Source organism: Cupriavidus sp. GW823-FHT07B10 (assembly GCF_058794355.1).
The window spans coordinates 416315-438736 of sequence record NZ_JBXAGS010000001.1 but is presented as its reverse complement, the minus strand read 5'-3'; the positions used below and the strand labels follow the sequence as shown (position 1 = coordinate 438736).

Genomic DNA, 22422 nt, shown 5'->3' with positions numbered 1-22422 from the left:
GTTCCGCGCGCCCCTCAGGCGTCGCCGGCTTCGAGCAGCGAAAGCGCCGTACGCAGCGCCGGCAACCGGCTGGCCAGCTCCTGCACGCGCACGGCATCCGCCGCGCGCTGCGGCGCGGCCCAGATTGCCTCGGGGAAATGGGTGTCCCAGCGGTAGCGCGGGATGATATGCCAGTGCAGGTGCGGCACCATGTTGCCAAAGGCCGCCAGGTTGACCTTGTCCGGCGCCATGACCTCGCGCACCACCCGTTCGACACGTGCGACCAGCCGCATCAGCCAGGCCTGGTCGGCATCCTCCAGGTCGCTCAGCTCGGCCACGTGATCGTTCCAGACGATGCGGCAGAAGCCCGGGAAACGGTCATGCTCGACCAGGATCAGCCGGGCGCGGTCGCCCATCCAGACCAGTTCGCCGCCGTCGGTCTCGCACAAGGGGCAGTTGGGTACGCGTGCCATCGTCGAGATTTAAACCAGCACCCGCTCGATACCGCCGGCGTTCGCCTTCGCGACGTACTCCGGCATCCAGTTTTCCCCAAGCAGATGCTTCGCCATCTCGATCACGATGTAATCCGCCTGCACCGTGGCATCTTCCTTGTAGCGCGACAGCCCCTGCAGGCACGACGGGCAGCTGGTCAGGATCTTGACGTCGCCGGTGAAGCCGTCGGCGCGCAGCTTGTCGGCGCCCTTGGTCATTTCCTCTTCCTTGCGGAAGCGGACCTGCGTCGAGATATCCGGACGCGTCACCGCCAGCGTGCCCGACTCGCCGCAGCAGCGCTCGTTCTTCTCGATCTTGCCCAGGCCGGTGTTGCCGCCCATCAGGTCATTGACCAGCTTGGTCGGGTCCATGGTCTTGATCGGGGTGTGGCAGGGATCGTGGTACATGTAGCGGGTACCGGTCACGCCTTCCAGCTTCACGCCCTTCTCGAGCAGGTATTCATGGATGTCGATGATGCGGCAGCCCGGGAAGATCTTGTCGAATTCATAGCCGGCGAGCTGGTCGTAGCAGGTGCCGCAGCTGACCACCACGGTCTTGATGTCGAGGTAGTTCAGCGTGTTGGCGACGCGGTGGAACAGCACGCGGTTGTCGGTGACGATCTTCTCGGCCTTGTCGTACTGGCCGTTGCCGCGCTGCGGATAGCCGCAGCACAGGTAGCCCGGCGGCAGCACGGTCTGCACGCCCACGTGCCACAGCATCGCCTGCGTGGCCAGGCCCACCTGCGAGAACAGCCGCTCCGAGCCGCAGCCGGGGAAGTAGAACACCGCTTCCGTTTCCGGCGTGGTCGCCTTCGGGTCGCGGATGATCGGCACGATCTCGTTGTCCTCGATGTCGAGCAGCGCGCGCGCGGTCTTCTTGGGCAGGTTGCCCGGCATCTTCTTGTTGATGAAGTGGATCACCTGCTCGCGCACCGGCGCCTTGCCCACGGTCGCGGGCGGATGCGCGGTCTGCTTCTTGGCGAATTTCTTCAGCACGTCATTGCCGAGGCGCTGCGCCTTGTAGCCCCAGTCGATCATGACCTTGCGGGTCAGGTTGATGGTCTCGGGGTTGGTGGCGTTGAGGAAGAACATCGACGCCGCGGTGCCGGGGTTGAACTTCTTCTGCCCCATCTTGCGCAGCAGGTTGCGCATGTTCATCGACACGTCGCCGAAGTCGATCTTGACCGGGCACGGCGTCACGCACTTGTGGCACACGGTGCAGTGGTCGGCCACGTCCGAGAATTCGTCCCAGTGCTTGACCGAGATGCCGCGGCGGGTCTGCTCTTCGTACAGGAAGGCCTCGACCAGCAGCGAGGTCGCCAGGATCTTGTTGCGCGGGCTGTACAGCAGGTTGGCGCGCGGCACGTGCGTGGCGCACACCGGCTTGCACTTGCCGCAGCGCAGGCAGTCCTTGACGCTCTCGGCAATCGCGCCGATATCGCTCTGCTGCATGATGATCGACTCATGCCCCATCAGGCCGAACGACGGCGTGTAGGCATTGCGCAGGTCGGCGCCGGGCAGCAGCTTGCCCTTGTTGAAGCGCCCTTGCGGATCGACCTTCAGCTTGTAGGCGCGGAAGTCGCCGATCTCTTCCTCGGTCAGGAATTCCAGCTTGGTGATGCCGATGCCGTGCTCGCCCGAGATCACGCCGTCGAGCGACCGCGCCAGGTCCATGATACGGGCCACCGCGCGATGCGCGTCCTGCAGCATGTCGTAGTCGTCGGAGTTGACCGGGATATTGGTGTGCACGTTGCCGTCGCCGGCGTGCATGTGCAGCGCCACGAAGACGCGGCCGCGCAGCACCTGCTTGTGGATCTTCTGGGCTTCGTCCAGGATCGGCTTGAACTCGCCGCCGTTGAAGATCTTGCGCAATTCGGCGCGGATCTCCGCCTTCCAGGACACGCGGATGGTGCGGTCCTGCAGCAGGTGGAACACGGTGGCATCAGGCTGATGCTGCAGGCGCGCATCGAACTCCTGCCCCAGCAGTCCCAGCCCGTGCCCGATCAGCGAGGCCTTGGCCTGCGTCAGCGGCACGTCCATGTGGTCCTGCAGGTAACACCAGCGCGCGCGGATCTCGCGCAGCAGCGTCAGCGCGTGCTGCACGCGGTCTTCCAGCAGCTCGGCGCTGGGGATCTCGTTGGCGTCGTCGCTGCGGCCCAGCGGCAGGTTGCCGCGCGCGAAGAACGCTTCGAGCGTGTCGACCAGCTTGAGCTTGCTCTTGATCGACAGCTCGATATTGATGCGCTCGATGCCGTCGGTGTACTCGCCCATCCGGTTCAGCGGGATCACCACGTCTTCGTTGATCTTGAAGGCGTTGGTGTGCTTGGCGATGGCGGCGGTACGCGAACGGTCCAGCCAGAACTTCTTGCGCGCCTCGGGGCTGACGGCGATAAAGCCTTCGCCGCTCTTGCCGTTGGCCATGCGGATCACTTCCGAGGTGGCGCGCGCCACGGCGTCTTCATCGTCGCCGACGATATCGCCGATCAGCACCATCTTCGGGAAGGCGTTGCGCTTGCTCTTGGTGGCGTAGCCGACCGCGCGCAGGTAGCGCTCGTCCAGGTGCTCCAGGCCGGCCAGGATGGCGCCGCCGGGCTTCTTGGTCTCGGCGTCGAGGAAGTCCTTGATCTCGACGATGCTGGGGATCGCGTCGCGCGCCTGGCCGAAGAACTCCAGGCAGACCGTGCGGATGAATTTCGGCATGCGGTGCAGGATCCAGCGCGCGCTGGTGATGATGCCGTCGCAGCCTTCCTTCTGCACGCCGGGCAGGCCGGCCAGGAACTTGTCGGTGACGTCCTTGCCCAGGCCTTCCTTGCGGAACTTGCGGCCCTCGATGGCCAGCGTCTCGGTGCGCAGCACCTTCTCGCCCGGGGCGCGGTTGCCGTCCGACCATTTCAGTTCGAAGGTGGCCACCGGCACGTCGTGGATCTTGCCCAGGTTGTGGTCCAGCCGGGTGATCTCCAGCCAGTTGCCTTCCGGATCCACCATGCGCCACCAGGCCAGGTTGTCCAGCGCGGTGCCCCACAGCACGGCCTTCTTGCCGCCCGCGTTCATGGCCACGTTGCCGCCGATGCAAGAGGCATCGATCGAGGTCGGGTCGACCGCGAACACCAGGCCTGCCTTGTCGGCAGCGTCGGCCACGCGGCGCGTCACCACGCCGGCGCCGGAGAAGATGGTCGCGACCTTGTGCGACACGCCCGGCAGGTCGGTTTGCTCCACCGGCCCGAGCTGCTCCAGCTTCTCGGTATTGATCACCGCGCTCATCGGCGTCAGCGGCACGGCGCCGCCGGTATAGCCGGTGCCGCCCCCGCGCGGAATGATGGTCAGGCCCAGTTCGAAGCAGCCCTTGACCAGCCCGGCGATCTCTTCCTCGGTATCGGGCGTCAGCACCACGAACGGGTATTCCACGCGCCAGTCGGTGGCGTCGGTCACGTGCGACACGCGCGACAGGCCATCGAACTTGATGTTGTCCTTCTGCGTGACCTTGCCCAGCACGCGCTGCGCGCGCTTGCGCAGGTCGTAGGCCGCGGCGAATTCGTTCTTGAAGTCCTCGATCGCCTGCTTGGCGAAGGCGACCAGCTGCTCCACGCGGTGCGAACGGTCCTCGGCGGCGGGCTCGGCGTGCTCGGCACGGTCGGCGGCGCGGCGCTTCTCGATCTCGTTCAGGCGGTGGTGCAGCGCGCTGACCAGCATCTGGCGGCGCTTGGGATTTTCCAGCAGGTCGTCCTGCAGGTAGGGATTGCGGCGGACCACCCAGATATCGCCCAGCACCTCGTACAGCATGCGGGCCGAGCGGCCGGTGCGGCGCTCGCTGCGCAGCTCGTCCAGGATGCGCCAGGCTTCCTCGCCCAGCAGGCGGATGACAATCTCGCGGTCCGAGAAGGACGTGTAGTTATAAGGGATTTCACGCAGGCGCGGCGGGGCGTCCTGCGCGGCGAGCTTGGCGTCGAGCACGAGTGGGGCGTTCATTGGGGGACCGCTTCCTGCTGCGCACGGGGACTGTGCGCGAATCGTTCATTAAAGGGCGATTGTACTTCAACCCCTGCTTTCGCCGCACCGCAACATAGAGGAATCCTTGTCGGAACAAGGGATTAGGCAGCTTTCTGGCCTGGCAATGGCGCCCCACGGTGGTGCCGGCAACGCACCGGATCAGAACCAGGCCTTGAACGTTTGCGCAATGTTCTGCCAAAAACTGTCCGGGATCCAAAGCAGGCTGACGGTCATGAACAGATAGCGGATGAACTTGCCGACCGCCATCCAGGCCAGGCTGGGCCAGAAGGAGAGGCGCAGCCAGCCGGCTAAAGTGCACAAAGGATCACCAATGCCGGGCAGCCACGAGAACAGCAACGTAGGCGGCCCAAGCCGGCGCATCCACCGGAAGTAGCGCGCGTCGAGCTTGGGCTTGGGCGGTTTGCGCGCGTGCTCGCGATGCTCCAGGTGCTCACGGTCGTGCTCGCGCGCCCGGCGCCGCTTGTGGTAGCGCACCAGCGCCAGCTTGGCGGCATAGCCCAGCCACCAGTCGATGGCGCCGCCCACGGTGTTGCCGGCAGTGGCCACCACGATCGCCGGCCAGAACATCTGCGGGTTGAGCTTGACGTAGCCGAACACCGCCGGCTCCGAGCCCAGCGGCAGCAGCGTGGCCGAGATCAGGCTGACCACAAAGATCGCGGGCAGGCCCACCTTGGGCAGGGCAATGGTTTCGAACAGCCAGTCGAAGAAGGCTTCCATGTCAGGGTGAGCAAGGGGGCCGGGCCATTCTAGCAGCGGCCCTGCCAGGACCCCGCCCCGCGAATGGGGAGCGGGCAAACCACATGGCACCTGTGCTGGATTTGTGATTAACTGTTAGAGCCTGTTGTGGCCAATCGTTCGCCGGCCGCAGCATTCGCGCCAGCATTGAAGCCGCTCGCCGCGTGCGCTGGCGCACCTACAGCAGTTGTAGCGGCAGCACCAATATCACGAATTAGCCGTCCTATAGCCGTCTTAAGCGGCAGTACCGCGTCGTGGCCAGTCCCACGCAGTTCTTTCGGGATTTCGGGCAATTGGTCATGCGCGTCCACCCCACATGGAGACAAGCATGGCGATTCCGATCCGCCTGACGGTCAACGGCAAGTCCGTTGACGCGCAGGTAGAACCCAACACCCTCCTGGTCCAGTTCCTGCGCGAACAATTGCGCCTGACCGGCACCCACGTCGGCTGCGACACCGCGCAGTGCGGCGCCTGCACGGTCCACCTGGATGGCCGGGCGGTCAAGTCGTGCAATATCCTCGCGGTCCAGGCCGACGGCGCCGCCGTGACCACCATTGAGGGCCTCGCCGCTCCCGGCACGCTGCACCCGATGCAGGAAGCCTTCCGCGAATGCCACGGCCTGCAATGCGGCTTCTGCACGCCGGGCATGGTGATGAGCGCCACCGCGCTGGTGCAGGAACATCCGGGCGCCGACGCCGCCACCATCCGCGCCCACCTGGAAGGCAACCTGTGCCGCTGCACGGGCTACCACAACATCGTGCGCGCAGTGCAGCAGGGCCAGGCGGCCATGCAGGGCACCGCCGCCAGCGCTGAATAAGGGGGACCGGCCATGAACGCACCCGAAAGCCAGCGCCTGGTAGGCGCGCCGGTCAAGCGCAAGGAAGACTATCGCTTCCTGACCGGCAACGGCCAGTACACCGACGACATCGTGCTGCCGCAGCAAAGCTACGCGTACTTCCTGCGCTCGCCGCACGCGCATGCGCGCATCCGCTCGATCGACAAGACCGAGGCCCTGGCCGCGCCCGGCGTGATCGCCGTGCTGACCGGCGACGAGCTGGCGGCCGACAAGGTCGGCGGCCTGCCCTGCGGCTGGCTGATCCACAGCATCGACGGCTCGCCGATGAAGGAGCCGCCGCACCCGGTGATTGCCCACGACAAGGTGCGCCACGTCGGCGACCAGGTCGCGCTGGTCATCGCCGAGACCCTGCAGCAGGCGCGTGACGCGGCAGAGAAGATCGACGTCGACTATGAAGAGCTGCCCGCCGTGGTCAGCGCCGCGGATGCCGCCAAGGCGTCCACCCTGGTGCATGACGACGTGCCGGCCAACACCTGCTACACCTGGGGCCACGGCGACAAGGCCGCCACCGACGCCGCCTTTGCCAAGGCCGCGCACGTGACCACGCTGGACATCGTCAACAACCGGCTGATCCCCAACGCGATCGAGCCGCGCGCGGTCAATGCCAGCTACACGCGCCAGGACGACAGCTACACCGTCTACGTGGCCAACCAGAACCCGCACGTCGAACGCCTGCTGATGGGCGCGTTCGTGCTGGGGCTACCCGAATCGCGCCTGCGCATCATCGCACCGGACGTGGGCGGCGGCTTCGGCTCCAAGATCTTCCTGTACCCGGAAGACGTGGCGCTGACCTGGGCCTCGAAGAAGATCGGGCGCCCGGTCAAGTGGACCGCGGACCGCTCCGAGTCCTTCCTGACCGATGCCCACGGCCGCGACCACGTGACCAGGGCCGAGCTGGCGCTCGACGCCGACGGCAAGTTCCTGGCGATGCGGGTGCATACCACCGCCAATATGGGCGCCTACCTGTCGACCTTCGCCAGCAGCGTGCCCACCATCCTGTATGCAACGCTGCTGGCGGGCCAGTACGCCACGCCCGCGATCTACGCCGAGGTGCAGGCCGTGTTCACCAACACCGCGCCGGTGGATGCCTATCGCGGCGCCGGCCGGCCCGAGGCCACCTATGTGGTCGAGCGCCTGGTAGAAACCGCCGCGCACGAGATGAAGATCGACCCGGCCGAGCTGCGCCGCAAGAATTTCATCCGCCAGTTCCCGTACGCCACGCCGGTGGGCCTGACCTACGACACCGGCGACTACGAGCCGTGCCTCGCGCGCGCGCAGGAGCTGGCCGACGTCAAGGGCTTCCCGGCCCGGCGCGACGAAGCGAAGCAGCGCGGCAAGCTGCGCGGCCTGGGCTATTCCTGCTATATCGAGGCCTGCGGGCTGGCGCCGTCGAATATCGCCGGCGCGCTGGGCGCGCGCGCGGGGCTGTTCGAGGTGGGCGAGATCCGCGTGCACCCGACCGGCACCGTGACCGTGTTCACCGGCTCGCACAGCCATGGCCAGGGGCACGAGACCACCTTCGCGCAGGTGGTCGCCGACCGGCTCGGGCTGCAGCTGGACCAGGTCGAGATCGTGCACGGCGACACCGGCCGGGTGCCGTTCGGCATGGGCACCTATGGCTCGCGCTCGCTGGCGGTGGGCGGCTCGGCCATCGTCAAGGCGCTCGACAAGATCGAGGCCAAGGCCAAGAAGATCGCCGCGCACCTGCTGGAAGCCGCCGACACCGACATCGAGTTCAGCAACGGCGTGTTCCGCGTGGCCGGCACCGACCGCACCAAGACCTTCGGCGAAGTCGCGCTCTCCGCCTACGTGCCGCACAACTATCCGCTCGACAAGCTGGAGCCGGGCCTGAACGAAAACGCGTTCTACGACCCGACCAACTTCACCTACCCGTCCGGCGCCTATGTGTGCGAGGTGGAAGTCGATCCCGATACCGGCGAGTCGCAGGTGGTCAAGTTCACCGCGGTGGACGACTTCGGCAACATCATCAACCCGATGATCGTCGAAGGCCAGGTCCATGGCGGCATCGGCCAGGGGCTGGGCCAGGCCATGCTGGAGCAGTGCGTCTACGACAACGACAGCGGCCAGTTGCTGACCGGCTCGTACATGGACTACGCCATGCCGCGCGCCGGCGACCTGCCCGACTTCACCGTCGAGACCGCCACCGGCACGCCCTGCACCCACAACCCGCTGGGCGTGAAGGGCTGCGGCGAGGCCGGCGCGATCGGCTCGCCGCCGGCGTTCATCAACGCGCTGGTGGATGCGCTCAGCCCGCTGGGCGTGAAGGACATCCAGATGCCCGCCACGCCGCACCGGGTCTGGCAGGCCATCCAGGCCGCCCGGCCGTGACCCACGCACACCGCAAAGGAAACCGACATGTACGCATTCAATTTTGAACGCGCCGCGGATGCCAAGGCAGCCGTGGCCACGCTCAGGGCCGATCCCGACGCCAAGTTCCTCGGCGGCGGCCAGAGCCTGCTGGCCGCGATGAAACTGCGGCTGGCCGCGCCCTCCGTGCTGGTGGACGTGGCGCGTATTCCCGGCATGGCCGAGATCCGCGTCGAAGGCAATGAGATCGTGGTCGGCGGCGCCGCGCGCCATGCCGATGTGGCCGAGCATGCCGAGGTGCGCCGGCGCATCCCGGCGCTGGCGGCACTGGCCGGCGGCATCGGCGACCGCCAGGTGCGCGCCATGGGCACCATCGGCGGCGCGCTCGCCAATGACGATCCCGCTGCCGACTATCCCGCGGGTGTGCTGGGGCTCGGGGCGACCGTGGTCACCGACCGCCGCACCATCGCCGCCGACGACTTCTTCAAGGGCCTCTATGAGACCGCGCTGGAACCGGACGAGCTGATCACCGCGGTGCGCTTCCCGATCCCGGAGCAGGCGGCCTACGCCAAGTTCCGCAACCCGGCCTCGCGCTTCGCGCTGGTGGGCGTGATGGTGGCGCGCACCGGCAACACGGTGCGCGTGGCGGTGACAGGCGCGGCCGACAGCGTGTTCCGCTGCCAGCCGCTGGAGCAGGCGCTGTCGGCCGCCTTCACCGCGCAGGCGGCGCGTGGGGTGAAGGTCGATGCGTCGACGCTGAATGCCGACCTGCATGCGTCGGCGGAGTACCGGGCGCATCTGATCCCGGTGCTGGCGGCAAGGGCAGTGGAGGCGGCGGCGAAGGGGTAGCGCTTCGCCGCCGCTTGTTGTCTCCCCTCTCCCGCACGGCGGGAGAGGGGAGCAAACCGCCGGCGCTTTTGTGGCGTTGGCACACAAGATTGCTCATGCTTCCCACCTCCATCGACGACACCATCGCCCAGCTGGAACGCCAGCAATACTTCGCCGACCGCGAGACCGCCACGGTGCTCTATCTCGCCCTGCGCATGCAGCGGCCGCTGTTCCTGGAAGGCGAGCCCGGCGTCGGCAAGACCGCCATGGCGCAAGCGATGGCGGGCGTGCTCGGCACGCGGCTGCTGCGGCTGCAATGCTATGAAGGGCTGGACGCCGCCAGCGCGCTGTACGAATGGGACTACCCGCGCCAGATCATGGCGCTGCGCCTGGCCGAGGCGCGCGGCGAGCGGCCCGAGGCGCAGTCGCTGTACCACGATGACTACCTGCTCAAGCGCCCGCTGCTGGAATCCCTGCTGCCCGACCCCGCCGCGCCCGACGTGCCGCGCGTGCTGCTGATCGATGAGATCGACCGCGCCGACGAGCCCTTCGAAGCGTTCCTGCTGGAGGTGCTGTCCGAATTCCAGGTGTCGATCCCCGAGATCGGCGTGATCCGCGCCGAGCGCCCGCCGCTGATCGTGATCACCTCCAACCGCACCCGCGAAGTCCACGACGCCCTCAAGCGCCGCTGCCTGTACCAGTGGATGGGATACCCCGAGCGCGACCGCGAACTGCAGATCGTGGCCGCGCGCGCGCCCGAGGCCGCCGCGGCGCTGCAGGCCCAGGCCATCGACTTTATCCACCGGCTGCGCGGCATCGACCTGTTCAAGGCGCCGGGCATCGCCGAGGCCATCGACTGGTGCCGCGCGCTGTCCGCGCTGGGCGCGACCGAGCTCGATCCGCAGTCCGTGCGCGACACGCTGGGCGTGCTGCTCAAGTACCAGGACGACCTGGCGCGCGTGGACGGCCCCACCGTGGCCGAGCTGCTGGCGGGTGCCACGCCGGGAGGCTGAAGATGGCCACGCTGCACGCCGCCGCACGGCCCGCCGCACCGGCCCTGCCGGTGCTGGCGCGCAACGTCACGCACTTCATGCGGCTGTTGCGCGACGGCGGCTTCGCGCTATCGCCGGCCCATGCTGTCGATGCCTTGGAGGCGCTGCGCCATATCGATATCGGCCAGCGCGACGAGGTACGCGCCGCGCTGGCGGCGCTGGTGCTGTCCGGCCCCGACCAGCGCCCGCTGTTCGATGCCGCCTTCGACCTGTTCTGGCGCGATCCCGACTGGGAAGGCAAGCTGCGCGCGCTGCTGCTGCCGCGCGTCGACAGCGGCGCGCCGCCACCGAAACGCAGCAACCGGCTGGCCGATGCCCTGGCCGCGCGCCAGCCCGAAGCGCAGTCACGTCCGGCACAGGCCGAAGCCGAGCGCATCCACGTGCCGCTGACCTTCTCCGACCAGGAACGCCTGGCGCAGCGCGACTTTGAAACCCTGACCGCGCAGGAATGGCGCGCGCTGCAGCACCTGGTGCGCACGCGCCGCGCCCACCTGGCCTTGCAGCGCACCCGCCGCCTGCGCGCCGCCACTTGTGGCACCCATGCCGACCTGCGCGCCAGCGCGCGCCTGGCGGTGCGCCAGCATGGCGAGTGGCTGCGCTGGAAATTCCGCAAGCACGCCGAGCGCAAGCCGCCGGTGGTGCTGCTGCTCGACATCTCCGGCTCGATGAGCCAGTACTCGCGCGCGGTGCTGTACTTCTGCCATGCGCTGATGCAGTCGCGCGAGCGGCTGTCGGTATTCCTGTTCGGCACGCGGCTGACCAACATCACGCGCTCGCTGCGCGAACGCGACCCCGACGAGGCCGTCGCGCTGATCACCGGCCAGGTGCGCGACTGGGCCGGCGGCACCCGCATCGGCGCGGCGCTGGCCAGCTTCAACCGCCATTGGGCGCGGCGCACGCTGTCCGGGCGCGCCACCGTACTGCTGGTCACCGACGGCCTGGACCACGAGCATATCGACCTGCTCGGCGACGAAATGGCACGGCTGCGCCGCTTTGCGCACCGCATCGTCTGGCTCAACCCGCTGCTGCGCTACCCCGGCTTCACCCCGCAGGCGCGTGGCGTGCAAGCCATCCTGCCGCACGTGGACGCACTGCGCCCGGCCCATAACCTGGACAGCCTGCTGGCGCTCGAGACGCTGCTGTCCGACCATGGCGGCCCGCCCCGGGCCGCCACCCCTGCCCTCGCCAGGCACAACAAGGAAGCCCCGCCATGGAAATGAACCAGAGCCAGCGCCTGCCGGTCCCGCAGCAGGTGGCATGGGAAGCGCTCAACGACACCGAGCTGCTCAAGCACTGCATCCCGGGATGTGAGAGTATCGAGCCCGACGGCGACAACGCGTACCAGCTGGCCCTGACGGCCGCGGTGGGCCCGGTCAAGGCGCGCTTCAAGGGCCGCATGGCACTGGAAGACATCCAGGCCCCCGACAGCTACACCATCCGTTTCGATGGCCAGGGTGGCGCGGCGGGATTCGGCAAGGGCAGCGCCCAGGTCCGGCTGGAAGCAGACGGTGACGAGACCGTGCTGACCTACACCGTCAACGCCCACGTGGGGGGCAAGATCGCACAGATCGGCTCGCGGCTGGTGGACGCCGCGGCGCGCAAGATGGCAGACACCTTCTTTGCGCGCTTCACCGAGGCCGTCACCCCTGACGCCACCGACGAAACGCCAGCGGCCGAGAGCGCCCCCGCCGCGGCCGCCGGCGACAATGAACCAACAGAGGAACCGAAGCGGAAACGATCATGGACAGCGTGGATCTCGAAGTCCTGAAGAACAGCGTGCAGTGGCAGCAGCAAGGCCATCGCGTGCTGCTGGTCACGGTAGTGCGGACCTGGGGCTCGTCGCCCCGGCCCGAAGGCGCGATGCTGGCCGTGCGCGACGACGGCCTGGTGGTGGGCTCGGTCTCGGGCGGCTGCATCGAGGACGACATCATCGACCGCGTGCGCCGGCAGGGCATCACCGCCGACCACCCGGAAGCGATCAAGTACGGCATCAGCGCCGAGGAAGCCCACCGCTTCGGGCTGCCGTGCGGCGGCACCATCGAGCTGGTGACCGAACCGCTGACCCCGGCCAGCGGCATCGCCGAGCTGCTCGATGCCGTTGAGAACGGCCGCCTGGTCGCGCGCACGCTCGACATGGCCACCGGCACCGCCACGCTGGGCCCGGCCAACGCCACCGACGGCCTGGTGTTCGACGGCAAGACCCTGCTGACCATCCACGGCCCGCGCTACCGCATGCTGGTGATCGGCGCCGGGCAGCTGTCCAAGTACCTGTGCCAGATCGCCGTGGGCCTGGGCTTCCAGGTCACCGTGTGCGACCCGCGCGAGGAATACACCGAGACCTGGGACATCCCCGGCGTGACCATGGTGCGCACCATGCCCGACGACACCGTCACCGACATGAAGCTGGACGAGCGCTGCGCCGTGATCGCGCTCACGCACGACCCCAAGCTGGACGACCTGGCGCTGATGGAAGCGCTGCGCACCCGCGCCTTCTACGTGGGCGCGCTGGGTTCGCGCCGCAACAACCAGGCGCGCCGCGAACGGCTCAAGGAATTCGACCTGACCGAGCTGCAGCTGGCGCGGCTGCATGGCCCCGTGGGCATCTACATCGGCAGCCGCACGCCGCCCGAGATCGCCATCTCGATCCTGGCCGAGGTGATCGCGGCCAGGAACCACGTATCGCTGCCCGACATCCTGCAGGTGGAAGGCGCCAAGGCCGCACGCGAGATGGCTGCCGGCACCGGCAGCAGCTGCGACGTCGCGCCCGATCCCACCTGACGACCTCGCAAGTGCCGCCATGACTGCCGCCCCCAACGCTCCCCTGCTCCGCACCGACCTGCCCACCGGCATCCTGCTGGCCGCAGGCTACGGCCACCGCTTCGACGCCGCCGGCAAACGCAACAAGCTGCTGGAGGTGCTGCCCGGCGGCCGCTCCGTGGCCTGGCGCAGCGCCCGCACGCTGGCCGCGGCGCTGCCGGAATCGATCGCCGTCATTCGTCCGGGCAACCCGGCACTGGCGGAGGAACTGCGCCGCGGCGGCTGCCGCGTGCTCGAGTCGCCCGACGCCGAAGCCGGCATGGGCGCTGCCCTGCGTGCTGCCGTGGCCGCCACGCCCGAAGCGCGCGGCTGGGTGGTGGCGCTGGCGGACATGCCCTGGCTGCCGATGGAACTGATCCGGGCGGTGGCATTGACGATCACCGCGCCGGACACCATCGCCGCCCCTTGGCGCAACGGGCAACGTGGGCATCCGGTGGGTTTTGGCGCAGCCTGGCGCGAGGAATTGCTGAAGCTGGATGGCGATGAGGGCGCGCGGGCGTTGCTGAAGGACAAGCCTGTGACGCGGATCCTGACCGAGGATGAAGGGGCGTTTCGGGATATTGATACGCCCGGGGATCTGAAGTGACCCCCACCAACCTCACCCGATCCCCTCCGCCAGCTCGCTCGTCTTCACCGCCATGATGAAATCATTCCGGTGCAAGCCCTTGATCTTCTTGGTCCGCCACGACACCGTGGCATGCCCCCAGCCAAAGCTGATCTCGGGATGATGCCCCTGCGTCTCGGCCAGTTGCCCGACGCCGTTCACGAACGCCAGCGCCTGCGCGAAATTGCCGAAGGTGAAACGCCGTTCGATCCGCGTCGCGCTATCGACCAGCTCCCATCCCGGCGCCTGCTGCAATAGCATCTCGGCTTCAGCCGGCGTCAGCGGCGGCACGCCGCCACGGCAAGGCGTGCACGATTGCGCTGCCAGGTCTTCGCTCATGGTCATGCTCCCCGACCGGAAGAACAGCCCGCGCCTCAGGCCCCTTCGGTCTCAGTCAGTGCGCGCAGGAACTCGCTGCTCCACCAGTGCACATCCTGCGCGCGGATGCGCTCCAGCAATTTCTGATGCCGCTGCTGGCGCTCGGCCAGCGGCATGTGCAGCGCCTGCTGGATCGCCTGCGCGGTGGCGCGCGTGTCGTACGGATTGACCAGCAGCGCCTCGCGCAGTTGCTCGGCGGCGCCGGCAAAGCGCGACAGCACCAGCACCCCCGGGTCCTCGGGGTCCTGCGCGGCGATGAACTCCTTGGCCACCAGGTTCATGCCGTCGCGCAGCGGCGTCACCAGCGCCACGCGGCTGGCGCGGCACAGGCCGGGCAGCCGCTTGCGCGCGGTGGTGCGGTGGATATAGCGCACCGGCATCCAGTCCAGCTCACCGAACTCGCCATTGATGGAGCCGCTCAGCTGTTCCATCTCGCGGCGCAGGTCGACGTAGGCATCGACCGACTCGCGCGAGGGCGCGGCGATCTGCACCAGCGTTGCGCTCGAGCGGTTCTCTGGGTACTCGGCCAGCAGCCGGTAGAACGCCTTGAGCCGCTGCGGCAGGCCCTTGGAATAGTCGAGCCGGTCGATGCCAAGCAGCAGCCGGCGGCGCGCGTACTGCGCGCACATCATCTCGTAGGTTTCCTGCGCGTCCGCGCCGCGGCCCAGCTCCATGAACTCGTCGACGTCGATGCCGATCGGGAAGGCCTGCGCCCGCACCGTGCGGTGGAAGGCGCGGTAGCGGTGCTCGCCCATCGGCTCGGCCTGCGCTTCGGCCTGCACATAGCGCGAGAAGTGCTCGACATCCGCATGGCTCTGGAAGCCGAGCAGGTCGTAGGCAAACAGTGCGCGCATCAGCCACTCGTGCTGCGGGATGGCGGCCAGGATCAGCGGCGGCGGCAGCGGTACATGCAGGAAGAAGCCGATCTTCTGCCCGCAGCCAATCGCGCGCAACTCTGACGCCAGCGGGATCAGGTGGTAGTCATGGATCCAGATGATGTCGTCGGGCTGCAGCAGCGGCGCCAGCTTGCGCGCGAACAGCTGGTTCACGCGCCGGTATCCGTTCAGGAAATTGGAGTCGAAGTCCGCAAGGTCCAGCCGGTAGTGGAATACCGGCCACAGCACGCCGTTGCTGTAGCCCAGGTAATAGGCGTCGTGGTCCTCGCGGCTCAGGTCGACGGTGGCCAGCGTCACGTTGCCGGCCTGCTGCAGATGCAGGTCGCCTTCACCGGGCGTGCCGCCCTGGGCGGTTTCCAGCGCCTTGCCGCTCCACCCGAACCACATGCCGCCGGTCTGGCGCAGGGCTTCGGATAGCGCCACGGCGAGGCCGCCCGCCGCCACGTTGCGGGGATCGGCGACCCGGTTGGATACCGCTACAAGTCTTGGCATATGTTGTTCTTGGAGTCCTCTGTTCTGGTTGCCGTGCGCGCAGGCGGTTCAGATCACCGTGTCCCACGGCGCCGACAGCCGCATCGCGCCATTGATCAGCCCGACCATCGAATACGTCTGCGGAAAATTGCCCCACATCTCGCCGGTCACCGGATGGGTATCCTCGGACAGCAGCCCCAGCGGATTGCGCGAGGCCAGCATCGACTCGAAAATCTCGCGCGCTTCCTCGCGCCGGCCGATGCGCGCAAGGGCATCGATGCGCCAGAACGTGCAGATGTTGAACGCGGTCTCGGGCTTGCCGAAATCGTCGGGCGCCTCGTAGCGGCGCATATAGGGTCCGTCGCACAGCGATGCCTCCAGCGCCTTGACGGTGGCGATGAAGCGCGGATCGCGCGGCTCGATGAAATTGACTTCGGCCATCAGCAGCACGCTGGCATCCAGCTCGCGCCCGCCGAAGCTCTCGGCGAAGGCCTGGCGCTCCTCGCTCCAGGATTCGGCCAGAATGCGCTCCTTCATGCGCTCGGCATGGTCGTGCCAGTAGGCGGCACGCGCCTGCAGCTGGAGCTTGTCGGCAACCTTGGCCAGGCGGTCGCAGGCGGCCCAGCTCATCAGCGCCGACGACGTATGCACGCGCGCCCGCGTGCGCAGCTCCCACATGCCGGCATCGGGCGTGCCGAACACTTTCACTGCCTGTTCGCCGACCTCTTCCAGCCGGCGGAATTCAGCGGGGCCGCCGCGGTGCAGCAGCCGGTGATCATGGAAGGCCTGGGCCGCGCCCAGCACCACGTTGCCGTAGACATCGTGCTGGAAGTGCTCCTGCGCCTGGTTGCCCACGCGCACCGGGCCCATGCCGCGGTAGCCCGGCAGATGGTCGAGCATGCTTTCAGGCAGCTCGCGCTCAAGGCCGATGCCGTACAGCGGCTGGATATGTCCGTCCTGCGACTGCATCACCACGTTGGACAGCCAGCGCAGGTAATCCTCCATGGTGCCGACCTCGGACAGGCTGTTGAGCGCGCGCACCACGAAGAAGGCGTCTCGCAGCCAGCAGAAGCGGTAGTCCCAGTTGCGGCCGCTGCCCGGCGCCTCGGGGATGCTGGTGGTCATCGCCGCGACGATGGCGCCGGTCTCTTCGAACAGCGACATCTTCAGCGTGATAGCCGCGCGGATCACCGCGTCCTGCCATTCGCGCGGCACCGCCAGGCGGCGGCTCCACAGGCGCCAGTAGGCGGTGGTCTCCTGCTCGAAGTCGCGCGCGGTTTCTTCCACGCCGTGCGCGAGGGTCTCGTCCGGGCCGAGGATGAAGTTGTACCCGCGCGTGACCAGGAACGGCGTATGCGACAGCACGTACGCCATCGGCGCGTCGGTGGTCATGCGCAGGGTCATGTCGTCGCCGATATAGCGCACATGGCTGCTGCCGCGCGTCGTCTGCGGCGCCTTGCGGCCCCATTCGAAGCGCGGCGCCACCACCACGCGCACGCGCGGCGCGCCGCGCACCGGGCGGATGCGCCGGACCAGCGTGGTCGGGCGGAAATAGCGCCCCAGCCGGAAGAAGCGCGGCGCAAAGTCGGTGATCTCCAGGCAGTTGCCGTGGATGTCCGTCAGCCGCGTGCGCAGCACCGCGGTATTGGGCTCGTACCATTGCCGCGACGACTGGAAGTCCTCGATCTCGATCGAGAAATGGCCGGCGTTCTCGCTCGGGTCCAGCAGGGCGTTGAACACCGGGTCGCCATCGAAGCGCGGCAGGCACGACCAGACAATGCGCGCGCGGCAGTCCACCAGCGCAGAGATGGCGCAGTTGCCGATCATGCCAAGCGACAACGACGGATTGGCAAAGCGGCTGCCGCCGTCCACGGTCTTGTGCACGCCTTCGGTCGGCGGCTGGCCCGGTTCGCTCGGGCTGCTCGGATTGGTCACAGCGATACCTCCCTCAGGATGTCGTTGTGCGCCGGGCCGGGCCTGGCTCGGCCTCATTCGGCACGGCGCGCGGGTGGCCGCCGGCGCCTTCCAGCGCGCGGGCCGATCGGTGCAGCCAGCTGCGCAGCGCGGCCGGCCCGGGCACGGTGACGCTGGCCACGGTCTCGCGCTGGCCCACCAGCACGCCCAGCCCGCCGAGCTTGCGCACGGCGGCAAAGCCCGGCTCGTCGGTCAGGTCGTCGCCGGCAAAAAGCGGCATGCGCTCGGCGAACGGCGCGGATTTCATGAATGCGGCAATGGCGTCGCCCTTGTCGACGCCGGCCGGCTTGATCTCGACCACCATCTTGCCGGGCAGCGCTTCCAGTCCGACGGCATGGCGCAGCACCTCGGTGACCGCGGCATCGACCACGCCGGCAAGTTCAGGCGCCTGGCGGTAGTGGATGGCGACGGCGACGGACTTGCGCTCCAGCCGCAGCGCGGGATAGGCGCGCACCAGCGCTTCCAGGTGGGGGATCAGCAGTTCCAGGCCGGGGGCGGCGGAAGTCTTGGACACCATGCCGCCGTCGGTGCGGAATTCAGCACCATGCACGCCGGCCGCCGGCAGCCGCAGCGGCTGCAGGAAGTGGTCGAGTTCAGAGATCGGCCGCCCGGAGATGACGGCCAGCGCGCCGTCCAGACGCTCGAACAGCGTGTGCAGCGTGCCGACCAGTTCGGGTTCGACCTGCACCAGTTCCGGGCGCGGGGCCAGGTCGGCCAGGGTGCCGTCGAAGTCGAGAAACAGGGCGGTATTGGATTCGATTAGCGGTAGTTGTGGCATCGCGTTACACCGTAACACGTCGTTTTGACCGGCGTCCACCGGACGCCGTCCTACATGGCGCGCACGCAACCTGGCCTCGACGCAAGTCCAGGGCCAAGCGTCTGCGGCCCCCGCTGCGCCCTGGCTCGCCTTGCCCGCATGAGTGCATCGTCATCCACACGAAGAGTGACCTCCGCGCGGCCCGGGCCGCCCGTCGCGGGCGGCGGGAGCGTCGCCCGGGCCGGGTGGAAGTCGCCGCCATCCTTTATCATTGACGGTTTCCGCCAGAATTTCCGCCTTTTTTTGCGCCGCCCCACGGCCCGCCCCGAGACCATGACCCGCACGTCCGCCGCCCGACCCGATTACCTGAAGAAGATCCTGACCGCCAAGGTCTACGACGTGGCGCAGGAGACCGAACTGACCTACGCGCACCAATTGTCGGCGCGCACCGGCAATTCGGTCTGGTTCAAGCGCGAGGACACCCAGCCGGTCTTCTCCTTCAAGCTGCGCGGCGCATACAACAAGATGGCCTCGCTGACGCCGGAAGAGCTCAGGCGCGGCGTGATCGCCGCCTCGGCCGGCAACCACGCGCAGGGCGTGGCGCTGTCCGCGGCGCGCCTGCAGTGCAAGGCCATCATCGCCATGCCGGTCACCACGCCGCAGGTGAAGATCGACGCCGTGCGCGAACGCGGCGGCCAGTGGGTGGAAATCGTGCTGCACGGCGAGTCCTACAGCGACGCCTACAACCACGCCGCGGAGCTGGAGAAGAAGCACAAGCTGACCTTCATCCATCCGTTCGACGATCCCGAGGTCATCGCCGGCCAGGGCACCATCGCCATGGAGATCCTGCGCCAGCACCCGGGCCCGATCCATGCCGTGTTCGTCGCCATCGGCGGCGGCGGGCTGATCTCTGGCATCGCCTCGTACATCAAGGCGGTGCGCCCCGAGATCAAGGTGATCGGCGTGCAGACGGTGGACTCTGACGCGATGAAGCGCTCGGTCGACGCCGGCAAGCGCGTCGAGCTGAAGGAAGTGGGGCTGTTCTCGGACGGCACTGCGGTCAAGCTGGTCGGCAAGGAGACCTTCCGCATCACGCGCGAGCTGGTCGACGACATCATCCTGGTGGATACCGACGCCATCTGCGCGGGCCTGAAGGACGTGTTCCAGGACACCCGCAGCATCCTGGAGCCGGCCGGCGCGCTGGCCGTGGCAGGCCTGAAGGCCTATGCCGAGCGCGAGAAGCTCAAGGGCCAGCACCTGGTGGCGATCGCCTGCGGCGCCAACATGAACTTCGACCGCCTGCGCTTTGTCGCCGAGCGCGCCGAGGTGGGCGAGGCGCGCGAAGCCGTGTTCGCCGTGACCATCCCGGAAGAGCGCGGCAGTTTCAAGCGCTTCTGCGAGCTGGTGGGCACGCGCAGCGTGACCGAGTTCAACTACCGCATCGCGGATACCAGCATGGCGCATATCTTCGTTGGCGTGCAGATCGCCAGCCGCGCCGAGAATGACAAGATCGCGGCCAGCTTCCGCAAGCACGGCTTCGACACGCTGGACCTGTCCAACGACGAGCTGGCCAAGCAGCATATCCGCTACATGGTGGGCGGGCGCTCGGCGCTGGCGCATGACGAGCTGCTGTACCGCTTCGAGTTCCCCGAGCGGCCGGGCGCGCTGATGCGGTTCCTGTCCAGCATGAGCCCGAACTGGAATATCAGCCTGTTCCACTACCGCAACCAGGGCGCGGACACCTCCAACATCCTCGTCGGCATCCAGGTGCCGAAGAACGAGAAGCGCGCCTTCCGCGCCTTCCTTTCGACGCTGGGTTACGTACACTGGGACGAGACCGACAACCCGGTGTACAAGCTGTTCCTGTCCTGACACCTGCTGAGCGCCCCATGAGCCTCCCTGAACATTCGCCGCTGGGCAAGCCCTCGGCCTACAAGACCGAATACGACGCCTCGCTGCTGTTCCCGATCCCGCGCCAGCCCAAGCGCACCGAGATCGGCCTGCCCGAAGGCAAGCCGGTGCCATTCTTCGGCGTCGATATCTGGAATGCGTACGAGCTGTCGTGGCTGAACCTGAAGGGCAAGCCGCAGGTGGCGCTGGCCAGCTTCATCATCCCGTCGGACACGCCCAATATCATCGAGTCCAAGTCGTTCAAGCTGTACCTGAACTCGTTCAACCAGACCAGGATTGCTTCACCCGAGGCGCTGCAGCAGCTGCTGCACCACGACCTGTCCGAAGCCACCGGCGGCACCGTGCAGGTGCGGCTGGTGACTGAAGCGGACCTGGGCAAGCAGAAGATGGGCGAGCTCGATGGCCTGCTGCTGGACCGGCTCGACATCGAGGTGGACCGCTATGAGCCCGCGCCCGAGCTGCTCTCTGCCGACCAGCAAGAATCGCCGGTGGAGGAAACGCTGGTGTCGCATTTGCTGAAGTCCAACTGCCTGGTCACCGGCCAGCCGGACTGGGGCAGCGTGCAGATCCGCTACGTGGGTGCGCCGATCAACCAGGAAGGGTTGCTCAAGTACCTGATCTCGTTCCGCAACCACAACGAGTTCCACGAGCAGTGCGTGGAGCGGATCTTCATGGACGTGATGCGCGAGTGCAAGCCGGTCAAGCTGGCGGTGTATGCGCGCTACACGCGCCGCGGCGGGCTCGATATCAACCCGTTCCGCACCAACTTCAATACGGCGTGGCCGGATAACAAGCGCAACGCGCGGCAATGAGGCAGGCGGGGAGGATCAGAACTCCCCGTGCAGGCGCACCCCGTAGAACTTCGCCGGCCCGCGGTCGCGGTTGTAGCCGGGGTTGCGCACGTACTGGAAGTCCGGGCTGATGCTCAGGTACTTCACCGGCTGGAAGCTGTAGTAGATCTCCAGGATCTGCTCGGGCCCGTAGCGCAGCGCACCGTCGCCCAGGAACGCGCCCTGCCCGCCCGCGGCCAGGTAGTTGCGGTGGTCTGGGCCCAGCATGTTGATCGCCACCGCCACGCCCAGCGCATCGCGCGCACGTCCCCACGCATCGCCCTTCAGCACGCCGCCCGCCGACACCTGGCGGCCGATTTCCGTGAAGGCGTAGGTCTCGGTCTTGTCGTCGGACAGGCTGGCGCGCGCGAACATCCCCAGTGAATCGGTGACCTGCTGCAGCAGTGTCACGCCCACGCCGCTCTTGGCGTGCTCGCGGCGCACGTCGGCGACGTCCGGGGTGGTGTTGTTGGCCATGCCGAAGCCGATGGCATCGCTGAACGCGCCCATGCGCGCCTTGTTGCGGAACCACAGCAGCCGCGCGGTGCCGGGCCGGCCAGCCAGCTGGTAGCGCTTCTCCACTTCGATGATGTCGCCGTAGTGCTCGAACATGCGGGTGTCGAGCCGCAGCCCGTTGGATTCCAGCGGCTGCAGGAAGCGCCCGATGCGCGCCGACCAGCCGTCGCCGATGTATTCCAGCGACAGGCCCCAGCTATAGCCGCGTGCATCGGCCGGATAGTCGAAGGCGCCATGCGTCATGAACGACCAGTTCATGAATTGCGTGCGCGGGTCCGAGCCGAACTCGTTCTGGTCGAAGACATCCAGCACGCTGAAGTTGCCCGCTGTCAGCACCACGCGCTGCTGATCGACGGTGCGCCCAAACTGGTTGAAATCCGCTTCCAGCGCTTCGCTGCCGCCGCCCAGGCCCCAGGTCTGCCGCACGAACGCGCGCGCCCCGTAGAACACCGGGTTGGTGCTGGCGGCCTTGCCCAGTTCTCCGTTGGACAAGCCGCCCAGGCCGTGCAGGCCGGAAAACGGCACGCCTTGCGTGGCTTCCGGATTGAAGTGGAACTCCGCGCCTGGCCACAGCTTCAGTCCCAGATCCAGCGTCGCACTGAACGAGTAGCTCTTGGCCCGTTCGGTACCCAGGCTGTTGGGGCCGGAGTATGCGGCGCCGAATGATGGCTTGCGCTGCCAGATGTAGGTGCTCTGGCCGTGGAAGGCAAATGGGCTTTCCGCTTCAGCCGGGCCTTGCACCAGCTCTGCCTGCTGCGCCATTGCTGGCAGCCACGCACAACAGGCCAGCGCGGCCATCACACGACGAAAACGGAGCGCCCCACGAACGGGAGCGCTGGCAAGTGGCGGGAACGGCATCGGCAGAGGCGATCGGCAAGGGGATGTGCCGGAGACAGCGCGCTTCGGCGCCCGCAGCATAGCCAAGCGTCCATGACATGTCTACCTGCCACGGGGTGCCGGAAAGCCGACGTTGTAACCGCGCTTGAATTAA

At 67.7% G+C, this 22422-nt stretch carries 18 protein-coding genes; 10 read left to right on the top strand and 8 right to left on the bottom strand.

The genetic code is table 11. The features are described from left to right. Positions 1-14 precede the first annotated feature (14 nt). The 3 genes from AC1Q6V_RS02170 to AC1Q6V_RS02160 form a co-directional block, all read right to left on the bottom strand. Positions 15-452, bottom strand: coding sequence for an HIT family protein (locus AC1Q6V_RS02170; RefSeq protein WP_011614519.1), 438 nt, complete (start codon positions 450-452; stop codon positions 15-17). A gap of 9 nt (positions 453-461) precedes the next feature. Next, complete coding sequence (locus AC1Q6V_RS02165) at positions 462-4436, bottom strand: DUF3683 domain-containing protein (RefSeq protein WP_454749225.1); 3975 nt, start codon at positions 4434-4436, stop codon at positions 462-464. 180 nt (positions 4437-4616) lie between these two features. Next, positions 4617-5195, bottom strand: a complete 579-nt coding sequence (locus AC1Q6V_RS02160; protein ID WP_454749224.1) for a YqaA family protein — start codon at positions 5193-5195, stop codon at positions 4617-4619. A gap of 346 nt (positions 5196-5541) precedes the next feature. Here AC1Q6V_RS02160 and AC1Q6V_RS02155 point away from each other — a divergent pair, with 346 nt between their 5' ends. The 8 genes from AC1Q6V_RS02155 to AC1Q6V_RS02120 all read left to right on the top strand — a co-directional run bounded on the left by AC1Q6V_RS02155 (position 5542) and on the right by AC1Q6V_RS02120 (position 13680). Beyond that, positions 5542-6030, top strand: a complete 489-nt coding sequence (locus AC1Q6V_RS02155) for a (2Fe-2S)-binding protein (protein WP_013955528.1) — start codon at positions 5542-5544, stop codon at positions 6028-6030. Positions 6031-6042: 12 nt separating this feature from the next. Then, entirely contained in the window at positions 6043-8418 is a 2376-nt protein-coding gene (locus AC1Q6V_RS02150) for a xanthine dehydrogenase family protein molybdopterin-binding subunit (protein ID WP_011614515.1), read from the top strand. A 27-nt stretch (positions 8419-8445) separates the two neighbouring features. After that, entirely contained in the window at positions 8446-9246 is an 801-nt protein-coding gene (locus AC1Q6V_RS02145) for an FAD binding domain-containing protein (protein ID WP_010814437.1), read from the top strand. A 95-nt stretch (positions 9247-9341) separates the two neighbouring features. Further along, on the top strand, positions 9342-10238 hold the full coding sequence (locus AC1Q6V_RS02140; protein WP_010814436.1) for an AAA family ATPase: 897 nt from the start codon (positions 9342-9344) through the stop codon (positions 10236-10238). A 2-nt stretch (positions 10239-10240) separates the two neighbouring features. Further along, complete coding sequence (locus AC1Q6V_RS02135) at positions 10241-11497, top strand: vWA domain-containing protein (protein WP_010814435.1); 1257 nt, start codon at positions 10241-10243, stop codon at positions 11495-11497. Next, positions 11488-12045, top strand: coding sequence for an SRPBCC family protein (locus tag AC1Q6V_RS02130; protein ID WP_011614514.1), 558 nt, complete (start codon positions 11488-11490; stop codon positions 12043-12045). The genes AC1Q6V_RS02135 and AC1Q6V_RS02130 overlap by 10 nt, the downstream gene beginning before the upstream one ends. Further along, positions 12018-13055, top strand: coding sequence for an XdhC family protein (locus AC1Q6V_RS02125; protein WP_010814433.1), 1038 nt, complete (start codon positions 12018-12020; stop codon positions 13053-13055). Before AC1Q6V_RS02130 ends, AC1Q6V_RS02125 begins: the two co-directional genes overlap by 28 nt. A 19-nt stretch (positions 13056-13074) precedes the next feature. Further along, positions 13075-13680: a nucleotidyltransferase family protein gene (locus AC1Q6V_RS02120; RefSeq protein WP_454749223.1), complete on the top strand. Its 606-nt coding sequence runs from the start codon at positions 13075-13077 to the stop codon at positions 13678-13680. Positions 13681-13692: 12 nt separating this feature from the next. Here AC1Q6V_RS02120 and AC1Q6V_RS02115 read toward each other — a convergent pair whose 3' ends face one another. Genes AC1Q6V_RS02115 through otsB form a run of 4 tightly spaced genes read right to left on the bottom strand, consistent with a single transcriptional unit; the run spans position 13693 to position 18195 of the window. Further along, positions 13693-14037: a 4a-hydroxytetrahydrobiopterin dehydratase gene (locus AC1Q6V_RS02115; RefSeq protein ID WP_010814431.1), complete on the bottom strand. Its 345-nt coding sequence runs from the start codon at positions 14035-14037 to the stop codon at positions 13693-13695. A 35-nt stretch (positions 14038-14072) separates the two neighbouring features. Continuing rightward, positions 14073-15464, bottom strand: a complete 1392-nt coding sequence (gene otsA / locus AC1Q6V_RS02110; RefSeq protein ID WP_010814430.1) for an alpha,alpha-trehalose-phosphate synthase (UDP-forming) — start codon at positions 15462-15464, stop codon at positions 14073-14075. A 48-nt stretch (positions 15465-15512) separates the two neighbouring features. After that, positions 15513-17378: a glycoside hydrolase family 15 protein gene (locus AC1Q6V_RS02105; RefSeq protein ID WP_010814429.1), complete on the bottom strand. Its 1866-nt coding sequence runs from the start codon at positions 17376-17378 to the stop codon at positions 15513-15515. Between the two features lie 13 nt (positions 17379-17391). Further along, positions 17392-18195 carry a trehalose-phosphatase gene (otsB, locus tag AC1Q6V_RS02100; RefSeq protein WP_454749222.1) on the bottom strand — a complete coding sequence of 268 codons (804 nt, stop codon included), beginning with the start codon at positions 18193-18195 and terminating at the stop codon, positions 17392-17394. A gap of 312 nt (positions 18196-18507) precedes the next feature. On the opposite strand from otsB, the gene ilvA reads away from it, so the two are divergent. Further along, the gene (gene ilvA, locus AC1Q6V_RS02095) at positions 18508-20046 is read left to right on the top strand and encodes a threonine ammonia-lyase, biosynthetic (protein WP_010814427.1); all 1539 of its coding nucleotides are present in this window, start codon (positions 18508-18510) and stop codon (positions 20044-20046) included. A gap of 17 nt (positions 20047-20063) precedes the next feature. Further along, complete coding sequence (queF, locus tag AC1Q6V_RS02090; RefSeq protein WP_010814426.1) at positions 20064-20897, top strand: NADPH-dependent 7-cyano-7-deazaguanine reductase QueF; 834 nt, start codon at positions 20064-20066, stop codon at positions 20895-20897. 15 nt (positions 20898-20912) lie between these two features. Here queF and AC1Q6V_RS02085 read toward each other — a convergent pair whose 3' ends face one another. After that, positions 20913-22289 carry a carbohydrate porin gene (locus AC1Q6V_RS02085; protein WP_454749221.1) on the bottom strand — a complete coding sequence of 459 codons (1377 nt, stop codon included), beginning with the start codon at positions 22287-22289 and terminating at the stop codon, positions 20913-20915. Positions 22290-22422: the final 133 nt, after the last annotated feature.